The organism is Leuconostoc mesenteroides subsp. mesenteroides (assembly GCA_009676745.1).
Lineage (GTDB): Bacteria > Bacillota > Bacilli > Lactobacillales > Lactobacillaceae > Leuconostoc > Leuconostoc koreense.
Genome location: CP046062.1, coordinates 1,369,702 through 1,388,554 on the forward strand (window position 1 = coordinate 1,369,702; position 18,853 = coordinate 1,388,554).

Consider the following 18,853-nt stretch of genomic DNA (forward strand, 5'->3'; position numbering starts at 1 on the left):
GATACTGGTTGTTAGCAATTAAAAAAGTTTATTTGTCAAAATATTTTCCTATCATTTACCCAGTATCAAGTAATAATATTTGGTTTAATCGCAATTTCCGGATGAAGTATAAAAAAGTTATTTGTGTAAAATAAAAGGAAACAAACAACATGTTAGAACAAAAAAATCATACAAAGCAAACTACTATTTTAGCAACCATCATAGCTTTCAACATTGCATTATCATATCTTGTTAAGATACCTGTCCCAGCGACGAATGGATTTGTTAACTTAGTTGAAGCTGGAATATTTTTAGCGGCCTTAATTGGTGGTGCGCGCAGTGGGTTGATTGTCGGTAGTTTAAGTGGACTGCTGTTAGATTTGCTGGCTGGTTATCCCCAATGGATGATTTTTTCTTTAATGATTCATGGAATAGAGGGCTTAATCGTAGGGTATTTTGGCTATAAGAAACATATTATTAGTCAAGTGATTGGCTTAATTATTGGATCACTGATTATGGTGATTGGGTATATGTTAGCTGGTGCTATTTTGTATAATTGGGCGACAGGGCTGGCCTCAATTGTCGGAAATATTGCACAAGCAGTGATAGGCTTAATCGTTGCATTAGTTGTTTTACCAGTATTTAAACGTCTGCCACATGTTGATCTAGAAATCTAAGCTGTTTTGGCAATATTCAAACGGCACGATTTGATATAAAGAATTTGAGGAGAAAAGATTCAACAACATAATGAATCTTTTCTCTTTTTTTGTTGACTTCAGCAAAGAGTTGACGTTCTAACGGAAAAAACTGTGTTCATTTAAGTTGACAAAATAAAGTCAAAGGACTATTATTGTAAGCGGTTACAGGTAGTGGTTTATCGATTTTACTCGAGTAATGTTTTATGTAGCGTAGCAAATTAATTATACAGAAATGGGTTTAAATTAAAGGAAAGTAGGCAATAAAATGGAACAAGCAGATTTTGGTGTTGTTGGGTTAGCTGTAATGGGTCGTAACTTAGCGCTTAATATTGAGTCCAAGGGGTATCGAGTTGCTGTTTACAATCGTTCTCGCGAACGAACTGATGATTTAGTCCAAAAACATGACGATAAGGCATTTATTCCAAGCTATACTACAAAGGAATTTGTGGGGGTTATTAAAAAGCCACGCCGAATTTTGCTGATGGTGAAAGCTGGTAAGGGTACGGATGCTGTTATTGACGAATTATTACCACATTTAGAAAAAGGCGATATGTTGATTGATGGTGGTAATACTTACTTTGAAGATACGATACGTCGTTCAGATAAATTAGCGCAAGAAGGCATTAATTTTATTGGTATGGGTGTATCAGGTGGTGAACTAGGTGCTTTGCAAGGACCATCATTAATGCCAGGTGGTCAACGTGAAGCGTATGATTTGGTTGCTCCTATTTTGACACAAATTGCGGCAAAAGCTCCAGAAGATGGTAAACCAACTGTTACGTATATTGGTCCTAATGGTGCAGGACATTATGTCAAGATGGTGCATAATGGTATCGAATATGGTGATATGCAATTGATTGCAGAGTCTTATGATATTTTAAAGCGTGTCTTACATCTCAATCAAGAGCAATTATCTCAAACTTTTTCTGTTTGGAACGAAGGAGAATTGAATTCTTATTTAGTTGAAATAACTGCTGATATTCTAACTCGAAAGGATGATTTAGATACTGACAAGCCAATTGTTGATGTCATCTTAGACCGAGCTGGAAACAAAGGTACAGGTAAGTGGTCTTCCCAATCAGCGCTTGAAGTTGGAGCGCCACAATCGTTAATAACTGAATCAGTTTATGCGCGTTACATATCAGCAATGAAAGATGATCGTGTTGCGGCTTCAAAAATATTGAAAGGACCAGAATATTCGTTTTCTGGTGATGAGCAAAGCACGATAGAGGATATTCGGAAAGCCTTGTATTTTGGAAAAATTATGTCGTATGCACAAGGATTTGATCAACTTCGTATGGCATCAGAGTACTATGATTGGCATTTACCATTTGGAGAACTAGCGCAATTGTGGCGTGCAGGCGCGATTATTCGTGCCCAATTCCTACAACGCATTACAGATGCCTTTACAACACAAGTGGATTTGCATAACTTGCTTTTGGATTCTTACTTCCAACGTATTGCCGAGGAATATCAAGATGCTGCCCGTCGTGTCGTAGCGATAGCTGTTACGGCCGGTGTGCCGACGCCTTCATTGTCTGCTGCTGTGGCTTACTACGATTCGTATCGTTCGGTTGTTTTACCTGCTAATCTTACACAAGCACAACGTGACTATTTTGGCGCTCATACCTATGAAAGAACAGATAAGCCTGCTGGAGAAATGTACCATTTTCCTTGGTATGACGAAGCATGAAAAAAAGACCGTCTTGGACGGTTTTTTTCATGCACTTTCGTATTAAAATGTGCTACAATTCTCTACAAATATAATCTGAGAGGTAAAATGATGGCAACAATTTTTCCTAAAAAATTACAAAAGGACGATGAAATAAGAATCATATCGCCGAGCTCTTCAATCAAGCGAGTTGGTGGATTTGAACAAAATTTAGTGGCGAAAGAAAGATTAGAAAAATTAGGGTATAAAGTAACATTCGGAAACCATATACATGAAAATGATCTGTTTTATTCTAGCTCAATTACTGCTCGTGTTCAGGATTTACATCAGGCTTTTATTGATGATAACGTTTCGGTGGTGATGACGACAATTGGTGGTTTAAATTCAAACGAATTATTGCCTTATATTGATTGGGAAATAATTAGAAGCCACCCAAAATTGTTTGTTGGCTATTCGGACATAACAAGCTTACACAATGCAATTCGATCCCAGACAGGATTAGTAACATATTATGGACCATGTTACTCGTCTTTCAAAATGGACGAATTACAGGCGTATCAAACAGATGAATGGATAAAAGCATTATGTCAGTCAGATTATGATTTACAACCAAGCAATATTTGGACAAGTGATATGTGGTTTGACCCCAATATACCAAGAAAGCCAATGCCGAATGCGTGGCAGGTATATAACTCGGGTCAAGCAACGGGAATCAGTACTGGTGGTAACATACAAACGTATGGACTTCAAGCTGGGACAAAGTTTTTGCCTGCCGTCACAAAACCTATTATATTCATTGAACAAGCCGAGGGTGGTGAACCACTTGAATTTTCTAGAGAATTGTCTCAAATACTCCAAATTCACCCAGATATTGCTGGACTAATTATTGGCAGGTTTCCAGTTGAAAATAAAATGTCAGAGTCTAACCTCCACAGCATATTAGCTAAATTTCCTGTTCTCAATACTATTCCAGTAGTTTATCATGTTGATTTTGGTCATACTCAGCCTATATTCACTTTTCCTCTGGGCGGATTAATTACTGTGCGTGCCCAAAACACTGGTGATATTACGATAGAAGTATTAAAAGGATAGCATTTGCGTCAGAAATAAACATAATGAGGTAAACGTGATATAATTATAAAAGTATTACATTTCGTTGGGGGACTTGACTACATTTTTAATGACCGTTAAGTTAGAAATATATCTTAACTCAGGGGGTACTGGTTATTGGGCAAAAATAATCGAAAAGTTGCTAACACATTGATTTATTTAACTTTTATTATTTGTATTTGGTTTATTTATTTTTTATTTACTGCTGCTATATTAGTTTTGTTTTGCAATGTTAGTCGAGCGGCTTTTCTAGCTATGATAATAGCTAGCATTCTAACAGTCATGTTTGTCATAATACAGACTTCATTTAAGCATTTGAACTCAGTCAATAAAGAAGATGATTAGATTGAAAAATCTGCCTGAAAAAGGCAGATTTTTTTTGTCTTTTTTCAAGAAACAAAATAACTTTCTGGATGCTAATATTTTTGACTAATTATTCAAGTCAATCCAGTATCGACAAAATAGCTTTCCTGTGCTGGGCTCTTTGATGATATTTTCAAGGACGCCACCATGAGCTTCAATCGTTTTGCGGCTAGCAGTATTCCATTTTTCAGCGGTAACCAAGACGGGTGAAATTTTGCGTTGTTGATACATGTGTAGGGTTAATTCTAACATTTTCTTAGCTATTCCTTGTTGACGCCAAGCAGGGGCAACGCCGTATCCTATGTGTCCGCCAAATTGAAGCAAGTGTGCATTTAACTCCCATCGAGCTGATACACCACCTTTTATCAAACCATCCTCAATAAAGAAATAGTTACTGACGGGAACAAAGTTATTCATACTATTATTTTTCATTTGCGCTAGATTAGTTAAATATTCAGCGAAACTGACAGAAATAGGTTTGGCTACAGCAACAATTTCCGGTTCATTTATCCAACTGTTAATCCAGTCGTTGAAAATTTGTTCATCAGGTTGTTTTAATTCTCTAAAAGTCATTTTTTACCTTTGATTTAACCGTAGTTATTGAATATATTTACTAGTAATCTTATCACACGAATTTATTTATGTTGAATAATTATTATAAAAAGCAATTTTGTAAGATAATTTCCGCAAGTATAAGGAAATCAATCTAATGGAAATGTAAGCGCTTACTTGATAAAATATGAGTAGTTAAAGGAGGACTAAATATGTCTAAACAATTATCTGAAGATTTTCTTTGGGGTGGTGCTGTTGCAGCGCACCAACTAGAAGGTGCGTGGCAAGAAGGCGGTAAAGGAGTTAGTGTCGCTGATGTCATGACGGTCGGTGGACCAGACAAAGAGCGAAACATTACGAACGGAGTCATTTCTGGAGAATATTATCCGAATCATGAAGCGATTGATTTTTATCATCACTACAAAACAGATATTGCCTTATTTAAAGAAATGGGATTTAAATGTTTTCGAACGTCAATTGCCTGGACAAGAATTTACCCTACTGGTGAAGAAAGCGAGCCAAATGAGGAAGGGTTAAAATTTTATGATGATTTATTTGATGAACTTATCAAAAATAATATTGAACCGGTCATCACATTATCTCATTTTGAATTACCATACAATTTAGTTACAAAGTATGGTGGTTTTCGGAATCGAAAATTAATTGATTTATTCGTTAAGTTCGCGACGACTTGTTTAAATCGGTACAAAGATAAGGTCAAGTATTGGATGACGTTTAACGAAATTAACAACCAAGCCAACTATGACAATGATTTTTTAGTTTTCACAAATTCCGGGCTCCATTTTAATCCTGGTGAAAATCGTGAGGAAGGTATGTACCAGGCTGCTCATAATGAATTAGTAGCTAGTGCACGAGTTGTTAAAATCGGCCATGATATTAACCCCAATTTTCAAATTGGCTGTATGATTGCGATGGGCCCTGTTTACCCAGCATCTATGAATCCAGATGATGTTCTTGCAGCTCAAAAGAGCATGGAAAAAAATTATTTCTTTGCAGATGTGCATGTCAATGGTCAATATCCAGCATTTTTAACGAAATATTGGCATCGGAAAGGATTCAACATTGAGGTTACCCAAGAAGACTTGGCAGATTTACAAGCCGGTAAGGTTGATTACATTGGCTTTAGCTATTATATGTCACATGCAGTTAAAAAACCAGAAGGTTTGAACTTTGATGACATGACACCCAAAAATAGCCAAGTGCGTAATACCTATTTACAAGCAAGTGATTGGGGATGGCAAATTGATCCTAAGGGTTTGCGTTATGCCCTGAATTGGTTTACAGATAAATACCATTTACCATTATTTATTGTTGAAAATGGTTTTGGTGCATACGATAAAGTTGAAGAAGATGGGACAATACATGATTCTTATCGCATTGCATATTTACAAGAACACATTCGAGAAATGAAGTTGGCGGTAGTTGAAGATGGTGTTGACCTGATTGGATATACACCTTGGGGATGTATTGACTTGGTTTCAGCTGGTACTGGAGAAATGGACAAGCGATACGGATTTATCTACGTAGATAAAAATAATCAGAATGAGGGCTCATTGAAACGCAGTAAAAAAGATTCCTTTTATTGGTTTAAAGACGTTATCGCAACCAATGCAGAAAACATTAATTAAAAAGGAGAAGTACGATGAAAAAAGCGTTAATTATTTGTGCAGCTGGTATGTCATCCTCCATGATGGCAAAAAAAACAACTGACTATTTTAAAAATAAAAATATGGATATTGAAGTGGATGCAATTACTGCTACAGAAGGAGAAGATGCTATTCGTAATAGTGATTTTGATCTATTTCTAGTTAGTCCGCAGACAACAATGTATCTTGAAGGTTTTGAAAAGATTGGAGATGAGGTCGGTAAACCTGTCGTTTCTATCCCCTTTAATTCCTATATACCCATACCAACAGGTATTGAGGGCATGGCGAACTTAGTAGAAGAAAATATTGGGTAGCAATATGCATGGTAAATGTTGCGCGAGGTGTGATGATGAGGAAAAAAGAGCGTGATTTACTAATCTATTTAGTAGATAATTCAGACCGTTTCGTAACCAGTGACGAATTATCTACACTTTTGTCACTGACACCTAGAACAATTCGTAATTACATTAGGATTTTAAAAGAGACCTTGGTTTCACACGGCGCCCAACTTGATTCAAAACCTAGCATGGGTTATCGGTTGCACATATCTCATCCCGTTACATTTGACTTATTTTTAAATAAACACTATGAATTATCCCAGTGGCTAATTAGTGAGGACAGCAACAATATTTCAGACCGTCAAAAGTATATTTTGAATAAACTTATTATTGAAAACCAAAAATTTTTGATTGACGATTTGGCTGAAAAATTATTTGTTACAAGGGCAACACTTTCAAAAGATTTATCGACCATTCGTAAATTGTTGATGCCATATCGAATCACTATCGAAAGCAAAGCTAATATTGGTATCTTCATTACGGGATTGGAGCGCGATAAGCGTCACTTTATTTTAGATTACTTTTTCAGTCATAGTGAAAATTCTATTCAACATTATATGAAAAATAAATCTTTCTTTAAAGCCGTTAGTTTTGATCAAATTACGATTATAGTTCTTGATGAATGTCGAGAAGCAGGTATTCATTTAACGGACTATACCATACAAAATATTGTTTTATATATTGCATTAAGTGTTCAACGCTTGAAATGCGGATTTGAATTACAAGCTGCTCAAATAAACCTTAATCCTGAAATGAAAAATGTTCGCGAGGTTGCTAGAAAAATTTTTTCTCGTATTGAAAGTAGCTTGTTATTAAAATTTCCCGAAAGTGAAGTAGATTATTTAACTATTCAGTTAATAGCTCAAGGGAAAAACATTAATATACAAAATGATAGTTCATTGCAACGAGATGTAGACATGATTTTGCAACGAATTGAATTAGAAACCGGTTATCCAGTTACTAAAGATTATGCGCTCAAGAAAAATATCATCGAACATCTAAAACCGATGGTAGTTCGTCTTGAGCAAAATATTCAATTAAAAAATCCTTTGCTACATGAAATAAAAGCAAATTATTTAACTGAGTTTATGGATACTAGGCGCTATATAGCATGGTCGTCATATTTATCTCAGTTTGACATGAATGATGATGAAGTTGCTTATCTAGCACTTCATTTGATGGCAGCGGCGGAAAAATACAAAAATTTAAATAAACCAAGAGTTTTAATTATTTGCGCGACAGGGTACGGATCAGCACAATTACTCAATAATCGAATCGAAAAAGAATTTGGTATGTATTTAAACATTGTTGATATTAAAGGATATTATGCAGTTGATGACAGTACGTTAAGCAATGTTAATCTCATTATCAGTGCTATTGATCTGTCAACACGAGTGTTCAAAGTCCCAGTCATACAGGTCAGTATTTTTTTAAACGAAGCAGATATTCAAAAAATAAATGAATTTTTAGATAATGAGCAAGTCCGAAATAAATATATCACTGCAGAAAGAAAGCAACCAGGTAATAACGCTTTAAACCACTTTGATCAATTTATGGATCAATCAACTTTTAAAATATGGCAGTTATCACCTCATCGAAAAGAAGTACTACAAGAGTTAACTAATATGTTGATGCCCAATGAATCTAACAAAGTAAAAGATGAATTTTTGGGACAAATCAATCAGCGTGAACAAATGAGCTCAATCGTCTTTAGCGATACTATCGCTGTCCCTCATCCTGCTATGCCGATGAGTCGTGTGCCTAAAATTGCTATTGGCATTATACCAAACGGCATTAAATGGTCTGACGAGCATCCAAATATTCAGTTAGTTTTTCTGCTTTCACCATCTTATCTGAGTAATAAGGGTCTGACAGAAATCACACAGACAATTGTAAAATTCACAGAACATATGGATAAACAGTATCAGTTGGTTTCATCAAAAAATTTTTCGGAATTTCGGCATCATTTTCTGTTAATGATGAAAGGAGGTAAGTATATATGAAATCAGAAGACATCCAGGTTGTCGCTTTTGAAATTATTTTACATAGTGGCAATGCGCGCACAATGGTTCATAAGGCTTTTGCAGCCATGAAAGAAAAAAACTTCAAGCTATCTACTGAAAACCTCAAATTATCAAATGACGAATTACTACTAGCTCATAAATCGCAAACAAACTTATTACAAGAATATGCTGAGGGTAGTCATATTGATATGGAAATTATATTAGTTCATGCACAGGATCACCTAATGACAACGATGACTTTACGTGAAATGGCCATTGAGATGCAGACTCTGTATGAGGAGGTACAGAACATTGAAAAAAGAAATCAAACGAAGGCCAAAAAAACTACAGGATAAGAATCAAAGTTTAGAGCTCACAATCGAAAAAAATCGTACAGAAATGAGCCTTAAAAGTATGCAGTTTAACCGGTTCATGCTAATACGTTATGCCACAGCGTTCTTCTTGTTCGTAAATTTGTATTGGGCCATAATTATGTGGCAGACCTTAGTGGCACTAATACCTGTTGTTTTAATGCTTATCGCTTTGCTAGCAATTATTGAACAAATTAAGTTGTTTGGACATCACACGAACCAACTGACTTATTCAAAAGTATTTTTCAGATCACAGCTTGTCGTTAATATCATTTTAATGATAAGCATCCCAACATCATTATTTACATTTTTTTACCAATTTATACAAAATACTGGTAGTAACCGCTTAGTGGTACTAATCTTGTTATTACTCAGTAGTAGCTTACTTCTCATAGTTAACAAAAGGTTAGGCTTGATTGCAACCAATCATGATAAATATTATGCGCGTTTGACAGCCTATCAGTCCGTTATTAAAAATAATAAGGAGATGAAATAATTATGGAAAATGGACCTGTGTTTAACTTCCTACAAAAAGTGCTTTTGAAACCAATGACCAAAGTTTCGCAATATAGAATTGTGAGGGCTATCATGGCTGCTGGTATGGCTTCAATTCCTTTTACAATTGTAGGATCTATGATATTAGTTTTGAATATATTGCCGACAGTATTTCCGTTCTTAAATGATTTTTTCGACGCAACATTCTTTAAATTTAGTGATTTGTACATGATTGCTAACACCGCAACTATGGGTATTTTGGCGATGTATTTTAGTTTAGCAATTGGCTTTGAATTAACGCGTATTATTCAAACAGAAGATAAATTAAAAGTTGCACCATTAAATGGGGCATTCTTATCACTATTTGCCTTCTTTATGTGCTTGCCAGAATTAGTTTTGAAAGGCGGAAAAATTGTTCTGCTTAATACCATATCCAAGGACGAGACAGTCATCAATGGATTTAGAATGACTAGCACAATCGACCGTATTGGAACAAGTGGTATTTTCACCGCGATTATCATGGCCGTTTTAGCAGTTTGGTTATATTCATTCTGTGTGAAACACAATTGGACAATTAAAATGCCAGATGCTGTACCGGAAGGTGTATCAAGATCATTTACAGCATTAATTCCAACTTTTGTGATTGCTGTTGTTGTATTGGGAATTAATGGTTCCTTAGTATTACTCGGTACGGATATTTTCAAAATGATTGCAATACCATTTGGTTTCGTGACAAGTATGACGAGTACTTGGCTAGGTATTATGGTAATTGAATTCTTAATTCATGCCTTGTGGATTGTTGGTATTCATGGCGCTAATATTATTTCAGCGTTTATTACGCCTATCTTCTTAGCAAATATGGTAGCAAATTCAAATGGGGCTAACATACCGTTTGCTGGCGAGTTTAACAATTCTTTTGCTATCTTAGGTGGTTCCGGTGCGACACTCGGATTATGCATATTTATTACTTTACTAGCACGTTCCGAACAGTTAAAAGTTTTAGGCCGAGCTTCAATCGTACCATCACTATTCAATATTAACGAGCCGTTAATATTTGGCTTGCCAATTGTTTATAATCCTTATCTGGCTATTCCATTTTTCTTGGCACCAATGGTAACAGCTTCAGTTGCTTATGCAGCCATTAACTTCCATATCATTCGACCAATTGTTATTCAAGCACCATGGCCATCCCCAGCCGGAATTGGTGCGTTCATTAGTACGGTTGATTGGAAAGCGGCAGTCTTAGCAATAATCTGTGTCGTAATAGCTTTCATTATTTACTTACCATTTATCAAAATATATGACAATAAGTTGTACAATGATGAGCAGGGAAAAACACAAGTATAGCCTTAATGGCGATGTATAAAAATACCGGTCTGTATTTAGGTAGCAGATTGGTATTTTTATATTCTCAACTTGGACGATTTGCGACATTGAAATTTCAGCAGTAAGGTTATTACTTGATGATAAAGTTATGTGAAAAACAGAATGAATTATTGACATTTAATAAAAAAATTATGATACAATAGTGCATGTGCTAGGGGCGCCAAAATGGCTGAGAAGAACCCTTCGAACCTGAACTGATTAATATCAGCGTAGGAAAGTGCTACATTTTTTAACGTAGCATTTTTCTCTGGTTGAGAAAAATGTTTTTTTATTGCACAAAATGATTGAGCGAAAGGAATTTTGAAAAATGAATAATAATCACTAGGGGCGTCGCGAAGACTGAGATGATGTATATCGGTCCCTTTGAACCTGATCTAGTTAATACTAGCGTAGGAAAGTGACCAATGTTTGACAACGGTTTGTATTGTTGTCAGAAGTGTCCTTTTTTGTGTATTTAGGGACACTTTTTTTATTGGGAAAGGAATTTAATTATGATAATAACAAGACGCAATCGCATTATCAATCATGGCCTAGCCGGAATACAACACGTGTTTGTTTCTAACGTATGGTTAGATCCAATTTATGTGGCAGCTGCCGGAGGGCTCTCGCTGAGCTTATCAACTAATCTCGTGAACACAATTTTTATTGTTTCAGGATTAGTTACGCTTACACAAGCAACAAAATTAGTGAAATTGCCTATTGTTCAAGGACCGTCAGCTGCTTTTGACGCTTTAATGATTAGTGCTGGTAAAAACGGTCAGTTAGCAACAGCAAGTGGTTCAATTTTACTGAGTGCACTTATTGTATTTTTATTGTCGGTTACAGGGCCTATTAATAAACTGATCAAAGTATTAACACCGGCAATTACGGGTACACTAATATTTCTTGTTGGTATTTCTTTAGCTGGATTCACACTATCTGAATTTTTAGGTGGTTATCCAGGGGATAAAGGCTTCTCTTCACCAACAACACTTATTTTGTCTATTACTACAGCAACTATTGTGATGCTATTGTCAATATTTGGTAAGGGGTTTTGGAAGCGTTTTTCATTTTTAATCGCTTTAGTTGTTGGTGATATTCTAGCCGTTTCTTTAGGTGTTGTAGATTACAGCGTGTTATCCACGAAGCCATGGTTTGGCTTGCCTCATTTATTACCCTATGGACCACTATCGTTTAATTGGGTTATGTTTTTGACATTTTTTATTGCTTATGTAGTGGCAGTGATAGAGGCTCTAGGAGTTTATCAGGCAGCTGGTGGTACTTTAAAAGAAAATATCTCACCAAGGCGCATTCAAAATGGGCTAATCGGAGAATCTGCGGGATCAATGTTTTCGTCCTTATTCGGAGGCTTTCCAACAACTGCGTTTGCACAAAATGTAGGGATTTTAAATCTAACTGGTAACATTTCGAGAATACCAGTAATTATTGCAGGAATTTTGTTTGTCGTATTAGGTTTCATTCCTAAAATTGGTGCGTTTTTAGCAATAACACCTAGTCCAGTGATTGGTGGCATATTTTTGCCAGCAGCAACAACTTTAATTTTGACTGGATTCAATATTTTGAAAAAAGCACCTGATAATCATGAGAATAACATGATTATTGGATTGTCTATCATACTCGCGATTGCTCTGCCTAACTACGCGACCGGTTGGTCAGGTGTGACGGGTGAACTATTATCTAACAGTATATTAGTTGGTGCGGTGTCTGCTATCATTTTACAAATTGCCTTAGTTAATTTGCCACGCTTGATAAAAAGTATAAGGGGATCTCATGATTGAAAACTCTAAAAAAATTCAAAGCGACATTATAACTTTCATCAACAAATATAAAGATTATCAAACAGATCAATACGAATTTGAATTTAATCAACTAGCTATGCGTATTTTTGCATATCAATTTCAAAACAATGTACCATATAAAAAGTTTGCTCAATTACGAAACAAAAATCTCTTGACTGTAAAAAACTGGCGTGAGTTTCCTTTAATCCCGATTCAAGCGTACAAAGAATTAACCCTGTCAACCGAAGATATTAATCAAGCAGCGGATATTTTTTATTCGAGCGGTACAACGAATATGAATCATAGAAGCAAACATTATATTTCGAATTTAAATATTTGGGAGGAATCTATGCGGGTAGGATTCAGGAAAAACGTTTTGCCTAACACGAATAAAATTCGAATATTTTCTTTGTTTCCGGGGATGACAGATAATCCTAACTCGTCTTTATCTCGTTACATATCAACTGCTATGCGGGAATTTGGTACTAAAGATAGCCATATATTCTTTGAAAATAACCAACTAAACTATTCGAAATTAATCACTGCTCTTCGAGAAGTGGAAAAAATACAAGAACCCATATTACTTTTAGGTGCTTCATTTTCTTATGTTCATTTAATAGCATATTTACAGCGACATCAACAGTCCTTTAATCTAGCAAAAGAAAGCATTGTTTTTGATACTGGTGGGTTCAAGGGCAAGTCAAGAGAAGTGAGTATGTCTGACTTATATGCTGAATTAGAGAGCACATTTCAGGTGAAACGTGAACAAATTATAAATATGTACGGCATGACAGAAATCAGCTCGCAATGTTACGATCGAAATGTAAAAGATTATTCAGAAAATAAAACAGTTTATTTTGATAAAACAGCTCCTGCTTGGGTAAAAACTCAGGTCTTGGACACTGAAACGTTACAGCCTGTTGCACAGGGTCAACGTGGGCTATTAGCATACTATGATTTGGCTAATTGGGATTCCTGTGTATCCGTTTTAACTGAAGATATTGTTACCCAAAATAACTATGGTTTCAACATTATTGGTAGGGCAAAAGGATCAGTGGCGAAAGGATGTTCCATTACTGCCGATGAGCTATTACAACTACAATAAAGGTGTCAATAATGTCTAATAAAGAAATGACAAAAATTAATATTTTTTATGTGCCAGGTAATATTATTTTTGATGATTTAACCGAAAAGGTAGTTGAAAATGAAACACATCAACTTGTGTTGTGCTATCCAAAGATATCCGAACAAGAAATAAAAAAAATTACAAAAATAATAACGCACAACCGTAATCATTACTTAAAGCATTTAACGGTAAATGAAATTATTGATATTATCGCTCGAGCGGCAGAAAAATGGACTAATCCAGCATATCATTTTCGTAAAATAGCAGAGAAAGCAGTCCCTATGGTAACAGGTTATGATGTGGATCAATTTAGTTTAGAGATCAAAAACTTTATTCGCTTATTTCGGGAGAAAGAATTAAAACGATTTGTTAATAGTGAGCTCGGTCAGTCAGGTACAGTACTGGATGATTTTCAACCAAACCTTTCCGGTGGCTTTTCAAAATTTTACGGACCGGATTTAATATTTCAAATATTTTCTGGTAATGTGCCAGGTATACAATTATGGACACTTATCATGGGGTTACTTGTAAAATCACCAACATTGGGGAAAACTTCTTTTTCAGAGCCTATTATGCCAGCATTGTTTGTTCAAACGTTAGCTGAAATTGATCCGAAATTTGCGGATACGATTGCTATTATGCCATGGCATAGTGGTGAAAAATTCGAGAAGCACTGCCTTGATTTGGCCGATACTATTATTGTATGTGGCAGTAAAGAAACAGTTACATCTGTAAAAAGTAAAGCATCATTAAATAAGCGGATTTTAAGTTATGGGTACAAAATTGGTTTGGCAGTAGTGGGTAGGGAAACGCTGACACCAGATCGTTATGTCCAAGTCATTAAAGACTTAGTTGAAGATATAACCACTTATGATCAACAAAGCTGTCTAGCTCCGCAGTCAATTTTCATTGAAAGAGGCGGAGCAATAACACCGCAAGAGTTTGCAAGTATCTTGTCCAATGAGTTGGATAACTACCAAATTAAATATCCTCGTGCACCGATAAACGAATCAGATAAAATCGCTATCGAAAAGATGCGGCAAGAAGCTGAGATAACATCTATAAAAAATGAAGCAACCTCACTATTTCGTAGTGACAATAGTACCGCATGGACTGTTATTTTACATAACAAAAATGGATTTAGCGCTTCTCCTTTAAACCGCTCAATTCATATTTTTATGGTTGATGATTTGACTGATTTACCACTTGCGCTCACGCCATATCAACAATATTTACAGTCAGCCGGAATTGCGGTTTCTCCGGATCGTTTGTTCTTATTGGCAAATATCTTGGGAAAAGTTGGCGTTAATCGAATGAGTGCCCTAGGAAAAATGAACCATGTTTCCAGTGGATGGCATCATGATGGACACTTTAACTTATTGGATTTAGTTCGTGTGACAGACATTGAGCAGAGCTTAGAATGCTATAGTGAGCAGTTTGATCCAGATGTGGAGTGAGGAAAATAAAAATGTTATTGAAAAATAAAGTTGCGCTGGTGACGGGCGCCAGTCGAGAAATTGGGGCAGCTATTGCCAAAGAGTATGCGAAACAAGGCGCCTTTGTTATTATCAATTACCTGAGAAATACCAAAAAGGCTGACGCAGTTGTTTCAGAAATTATTTCAGATGGTGGCCAAGCCATTGCTATAGCATGTGATGTACGTGATGAAAAACAAGTAAATAACATGCTGTACGATATTTTTGAAAATTTTAGTACGATTGATATCATTGTAAACAATGCGCTAAGTCAATATCGATTTGATCCCAAGCATCGAAAAATGTTCGACCAACTGCAGTGGGTTGACTACCAAAATCAAATGGAAGGTAGTATAAAAGCGGTTTTAAATGTTACTCAAGGTGCTTTATCAAAATTAAAAACTAATAACAGTAGTCGAATTATAAATATGACTAGTAATTTAGTCAAATCGCCATCAATTCCCTATCATGATTATATTGCCGGAAAATCTGCACTTCTTGGATTGACGAGGACAATGGCTAGCGAGTTAGGCGCCTTTGGTATCCGAGTAAATGCTATCGCACCAGGATTGACATATCCAACAGATGCTAGTCAGTATACACACCGTGATATTCGCGAAGCACTTATTGCGCAAACACCGACTAAACGTTTAACTACGCCAGGGGATGTGGCAGGTTCGGCCGTATTTTTGGCATCCAATCTGTCAAACAATATGACCGGTCAATGCCTGTTCGTTGATGGTGGTCTAACGATGCTTTAATCAATATAATAATTAAAAAATAAAAACGCAATGGATTATGAACAAAGAAAGCATAATGAATAAAAATATTAAGTTAACAAAAATAATGGTCGTTACGATTATAATAGCGCTAGATATCACGTTATCTCCAATTTTTAGAATTGAGGGAATGGCACCAATGTCCAGTGTCATGAATATTATTGCTGGTATAATTATGGGACCAGCATATGCAGTTGTTATGGCGGTAGTCACTGGAATAATAAGAATGGTAATGTTGGGTATACCACCATTAGCTTTGACTGGTTCGATTTTTGGAGCTTTTGGTGCGAGTATCTTGTATAAATATGGCCGTAATATGTATTGGGCAATGTTTGGTGAATTTCTTGGGACCGGAATTATCGGATCACTAATTTCAGTTCCAGTGATGGGGTGGTTTACCGGACAACAACAAAACTTGTACTGGCTTTTGTATACACCCCGTTTTGTAGGTGCAACCATAATTGGGTCAGCTATCGCTTATTTTATTTTAGTAAATTTGCTAAAAATAAATACCTTTAAAGAAATTCAGAGATTGTTTATTGGGTAGCATAGTTATGAATATTTTGTATAGTGTAGGCTATGGTCCGTCATTATTCAACACTTAACAAAGAAATATTACAGGGTTACTTTTGTATACTAAATAACTTTAAAGTGCTCATTGTCAATTAGTTTGAAAATGTACGATAATTATTGTATAAAACAAAATAAGTGACTAAAGATCACCATGAAGATAACAATTTTTGGTAAAGACCATAGGAGCTGATTTTGAAAAAGCTGGTAATGGTGAAGTAAAGAAACTATTTATATACTGCGGCATATCAGTTACTAAGAAAAAAGCAACTATTTTTAACATAGTTGCTTTTTATAGTACAATCATCCGAACAATACATATGCTTTAATTTTATTGTTCTAATAAATTTTTTCTTTTGTCTGGATTTTTGTCAAGATCAAAACTGCCTCAAGTAGCCATTGAGTCAATAGCTGGACGAATACTTTGGCAAAAAGGAGATAAACTATACCCTACTTTAAGCGGTACTACTGCAAAAACCTGACGACTAACGAATTCGTATTCTCCCATCTCTCTTAAACTTTAGGTTAACATCTTTTCATTGATACCAACAAAACTACTTTTTAGTTCTGGAAAACATTTTGTTCCTTAAAGTAGTATAGATTTTATTCGACAATTTTTAATTTGAAGTGATATTAGTTGTCATATATGTCGTGCGCGATATAATATTATTTAGGAGGTTACATTATGGATAAAGATGAACATCTTTACGATGAATTGTGCTTATCAATATACAATACAAATCGTTATTTTCATCATCTGTATGGTTATGTACTAGAAAAATATGAGCTATCATATTTGCAATATATGAGCTTACTGATTATTTATAAACAGAAATCGGTGAAATTAATGGATATCGGTGCCGAGCTTGAGTTGTCAAGTAATACATTAACACCTGTAATTGAGAAACTTGTCATTAAGTCTTGGGTTGTTAAAGCACAGAGTTCGCAGGATAGACGTGTCAAAGTTTTAAACATTTCTGATCAGAAGGTAACCACTTTTGAACATATTTTGTCTGAGATAAAAAATATACGTGACAACTTAATACATCAAAGTGGACGTCCAATCGGTGAAGTATTGCGAGACAATGAAGCCCTTAATCAGATTCTAAAAAATATGATACAAGAAAAAAGAGGTATGAAAAATGAATTATGATGTTATTTTTATTGGTAGTGGTCATGCTGCATGGCACGGAGCACAAACGTTAGCTCGTTCAGGAAAAAAAGTAGCCTTAGTGGAAGAAAATAAGGTTGCTGGTACATGTACAAATTTTGGTTGTAATGCCAAAATACTGTTAGATGGTCCAGCTGAAATGGTGCATCATTTGAAGCATTATCACGGTATCGGAATTAATGACACGCCCAACATCATTTGGCCAGAATTGATGGCTTATAAGCACCAAGTGATTGATCCTTTATCGGATGGTTTAGCACACATGCTTTCTGTTGATGGAATTGATATTATTAATGGACATGCTAAATTTTTGAATAATGAAAAAATTGTTGTTGCTGATCAAGTTTATCAGGCTGAAAAATTTGTGATTGCTACTGGACAGCGACCCGCAAAACTACCAATTTCTGGTTCAGAATTTATGAAAGACAGTACAGATTTTCTAGACTTACCTGATATGCCAAAGTCCATAGTATTTGTTGGCGCGGGTTATATTGCAATGGAATTTGCTTCAATTGCTCATGCTGCTGGGAGCGATGTTACTTTAATTGAATACGGGGACCATGCTTTAAATGGATTTGATAAGGTCTATTCTCAAAAAGTCGTTGAGGATATGACCGAGAAAGGTATCCATTTTACATTCAACCAAGCTGTTTCAAGTGTATCGTTACTTGACAATGGACAATATCAAGTTGATACAGTGCAGGGAGAAACGTATCATGTTGACTATGTTATGGATACAACAGGTCGTGTGCCCAATATTGAAGAATTAGCCTTAGACGACATTAATGTTTTGTATGATAAGCAAGGTATTGTAGTTAACGATCATTTACAAACTTCTGTTGACAATATTTACGCTAGTGGCGATGTGATTTCTAAAACAATACCAAGATTGACACCAACTGCTACTTTTGAATCGAATTATATTGCCAGCGTTTTACTAGGTAATCAGGAACCCATAAATTACTCTGTGGTGCCAACAGTAGCTTTTACATTACCTCGTGTAGCACAAATAGGGGTAACCGTCGACGAAGCGGCTAAGGATGAGAACCTACAGGTACATGAAATTCCTTATGGAAGAGTTATGCGATTTCAGACAAAGAACGATGTTCACGCAGCCATTAAAATCGTAGTCAATGAAAATAAGCAGCTAGTTGGTGCAGCTTTAATCGGTGATTTTGCTCCAGAGGTTGTCAATGCATTAGTTCCTGTGATTAATCAGCAGTATACAAGTTCGGATATCAAATCGCAAATTTATGCGTTTCCAACTGACTCAGGTATTATATTGCCAATGATTTCAAATTATTTAGCATAATTAAGGAG

17 protein-coding genes, 1 pseudogene and 2 riboswitches are annotated in these 18,853 nt (G+C 35.6%); of the genes and pseudogenes, 16 read left to right on the plus strand and 2 right to left on the minus strand.

Translation table 11 applies throughout. The annotated features are described in order from the left end of the window. Nucleotides 1-149 precede the first annotated feature (149 nt). The 3 genes from GJV51_06770 (at nt 150) to GJV51_06780 (ending at nt 3,441) form a co-directional block, all read left to right on the plus strand. Entirely contained in the window at nt 150-656 is a 507-nt protein-coding gene (locus tag GJV51_06770; protein ID QGM25694.1) for an ECF transporter S component, read from the plus strand. Nucleotides 657-942: 286 nt separating this feature from the next. Then, on the plus strand, nt 943-2,370 hold the full coding sequence (gene gndA / locus GJV51_06775) for an NADP-dependent phosphogluconate dehydrogenase (GenBank protein ID QGM25695.1): 1,428 nt from the start codon (nt 943-945) through the stop codon (nt 2,368-2,370). A gap of 90 nt (nt 2,371-2,460) precedes the next feature. After that, on the plus strand, nt 2,461-3,441 hold the full coding sequence (locus GJV51_06780) for an LD-carboxypeptidase (protein ID QGM26114.1): 981 nt from the start codon (nt 2,461-2,463) through the stop codon (nt 3,439-3,441). A 447-nt stretch (nt 3,442-3,888) separates the two neighbouring features. On the opposite strand, the gene GJV51_06785 is transcribed toward GJV51_06780, so the two are convergent. Continuing rightward, nucleotides 3,889-4,395, minus strand: a complete 507-nt coding sequence (locus GJV51_06785) for a GNAT family N-acetyltransferase (protein ID QGM25696.1) — start codon at nt 4,393-4,395, stop codon at nt 3,889-3,891. Between the two features lie 191 nt (nt 4,396-4,586). On the opposite strand from GJV51_06785, the gene GJV51_06790 reads away from it, so the two are divergent. The 11 genes from GJV51_06790 to thiW all read left to right on the plus strand — a co-directional run bounded on the left by GJV51_06790 (nt 4,587) and on the right by thiW (nt 16,339). Next, nucleotides 4,587-6,023 (plus strand): 6-phospho-beta-glucosidase, encoded by a 1,437-nt coding sequence (locus GJV51_06790; GenBank protein QGM25697.1) that lies wholly within the window; start codon nt 4,587-4,589, stop codon nt 6,021-6,023. Nucleotides 6,024-6,037: 14 nt separating this feature from the next. Further along, a complete protein-coding gene (locus tag GJV51_06795; protein QGM25698.1) occupies nt 6,038-6,355 on the plus strand; it encodes a PTS cellobiose transporter subunit IIB in 318 nt (105 codons plus the stop codon). 35 nt (nt 6,356-6,390) lie between these two features. After that, nucleotides 6,391-8,382 carry a PRD domain-containing protein gene (locus tag GJV51_06800; protein ID QGM26115.1) on the plus strand — a complete coding sequence of 664 codons (1,992 nt, stop codon included), beginning with the start codon at nt 6,391-6,393 and terminating at the stop codon, nt 8,380-8,382. Beyond that, nucleotides 8,379-8,738 carry a PTS cellobiose transporter subunit IIA gene (locus tag GJV51_06805; GenBank protein QGM25699.1) on the plus strand — a complete coding sequence of 120 codons (360 nt, stop codon included), beginning with the start codon at nt 8,379-8,381 and terminating at the stop codon, nt 8,736-8,738. The genes GJV51_06800 and GJV51_06805 overlap by 4 nt, the downstream gene beginning before the upstream one ends. Beyond that, nucleotides 8,695-9,249 carry a sugar transporter gene (locus GJV51_06810; protein QGM25700.1) on the plus strand — a complete coding sequence of 185 codons (555 nt, stop codon included), beginning with the start codon at nt 8,695-8,697 and terminating at the stop codon, nt 9,247-9,249. Before GJV51_06805 ends, GJV51_06810 begins: the two co-directional genes overlap by 44 nt. A gap of 2 nt (nt 9,250-9,251) precedes the next feature. Continuing rightward, complete coding sequence (gene celB / locus GJV51_06815; protein ID QGM25701.1) at nt 9,252-10,595, plus strand: PTS cellobiose transporter subunit IIC; 1,344 nt, start codon at nt 9,252-9,254, stop codon at nt 10,593-10,595. Between the two features lie 182 nt (nt 10,596-10,777). After that, nucleotides 10,778-10,867: riboswitch (TPP riboswitch) on the plus strand. Nucleotides 10,868-10,947: 80 nt separating this feature from the next. Then, nucleotides 10,948-11,047: riboswitch (TPP riboswitch) on the plus strand. A gap of 78 nt (nt 11,048-11,125) precedes the next feature. Next, entirely contained in the window at nt 11,126-12,412 is a 1,287-nt protein-coding gene (locus GJV51_06820; protein QGM25702.1) for a uracil permease, read from the plus strand. Further along, nucleotides 12,405-13,517 (plus strand): AMP-binding protein, encoded by a 1,113-nt coding sequence (locus GJV51_06825; GenBank protein ID QGM25703.1) that lies wholly within the window; start codon nt 12,405-12,407, stop codon nt 13,515-13,517. Before GJV51_06820 ends, GJV51_06825 begins: the two co-directional genes overlap by 8 nt. An 11-nt stretch (nt 13,518-13,528) precedes the next feature. Then, a complete protein-coding gene (locus tag GJV51_06830; GenBank protein ID QGM25704.1) occupies nt 13,529-14,995 on the plus strand; it encodes an acyl-CoA reductase in 1,467 nt (488 codons plus the stop codon). Between the two features lie 11 nt (nt 14,996-15,006). Then, a complete protein-coding gene (locus GJV51_06835; protein QGM25705.1) occupies nt 15,007-15,774 on the plus strand; it encodes an SDR family oxidoreductase in 768 nt (255 codons plus the stop codon). Nucleotides 15,775-15,829: 55 nt separating this feature from the next. Continuing rightward, a complete protein-coding gene (gene thiW, locus GJV51_06840) occupies nt 15,830-16,339 on the plus strand; it encodes an energy coupling factor transporter S component ThiW (GenBank protein QGM25706.1) in 510 nt (169 codons plus the stop codon). A 411-nt stretch (nt 16,340-16,750) separates the two neighbouring features. On the opposite strand, the pseudogene GJV51_06845 reads toward thiW, so the two are convergent. Next, nucleotides 16,751-16,996, minus strand: a pseudogene (locus GJV51_06845) (transcriptional regulator). A gap of 51 nt (nt 16,997-17,047) precedes the next feature. Between GJV51_06845 and GJV51_06850 the strand changes: the two are divergent. Then, on the plus strand, nt 17,048-17,515 hold the full coding sequence (locus GJV51_06850; protein QGM25707.1) for a MarR family transcriptional regulator: 468 nt from the start codon (nt 17,048-17,050) through the stop codon (nt 17,513-17,515). Then, nucleotides 17,505-18,845 (plus strand): NAD(P)/FAD-dependent oxidoreductase, encoded by a 1,341-nt coding sequence (locus GJV51_06855; protein ID QGM25708.1) that lies wholly within the window; start codon nt 17,505-17,507, stop codon nt 18,843-18,845. The genes GJV51_06850 and GJV51_06855 overlap by 11 nt, the downstream gene beginning before the upstream one ends. Nucleotides 18,846-18,853 lie beyond the last annotated feature (8 nt).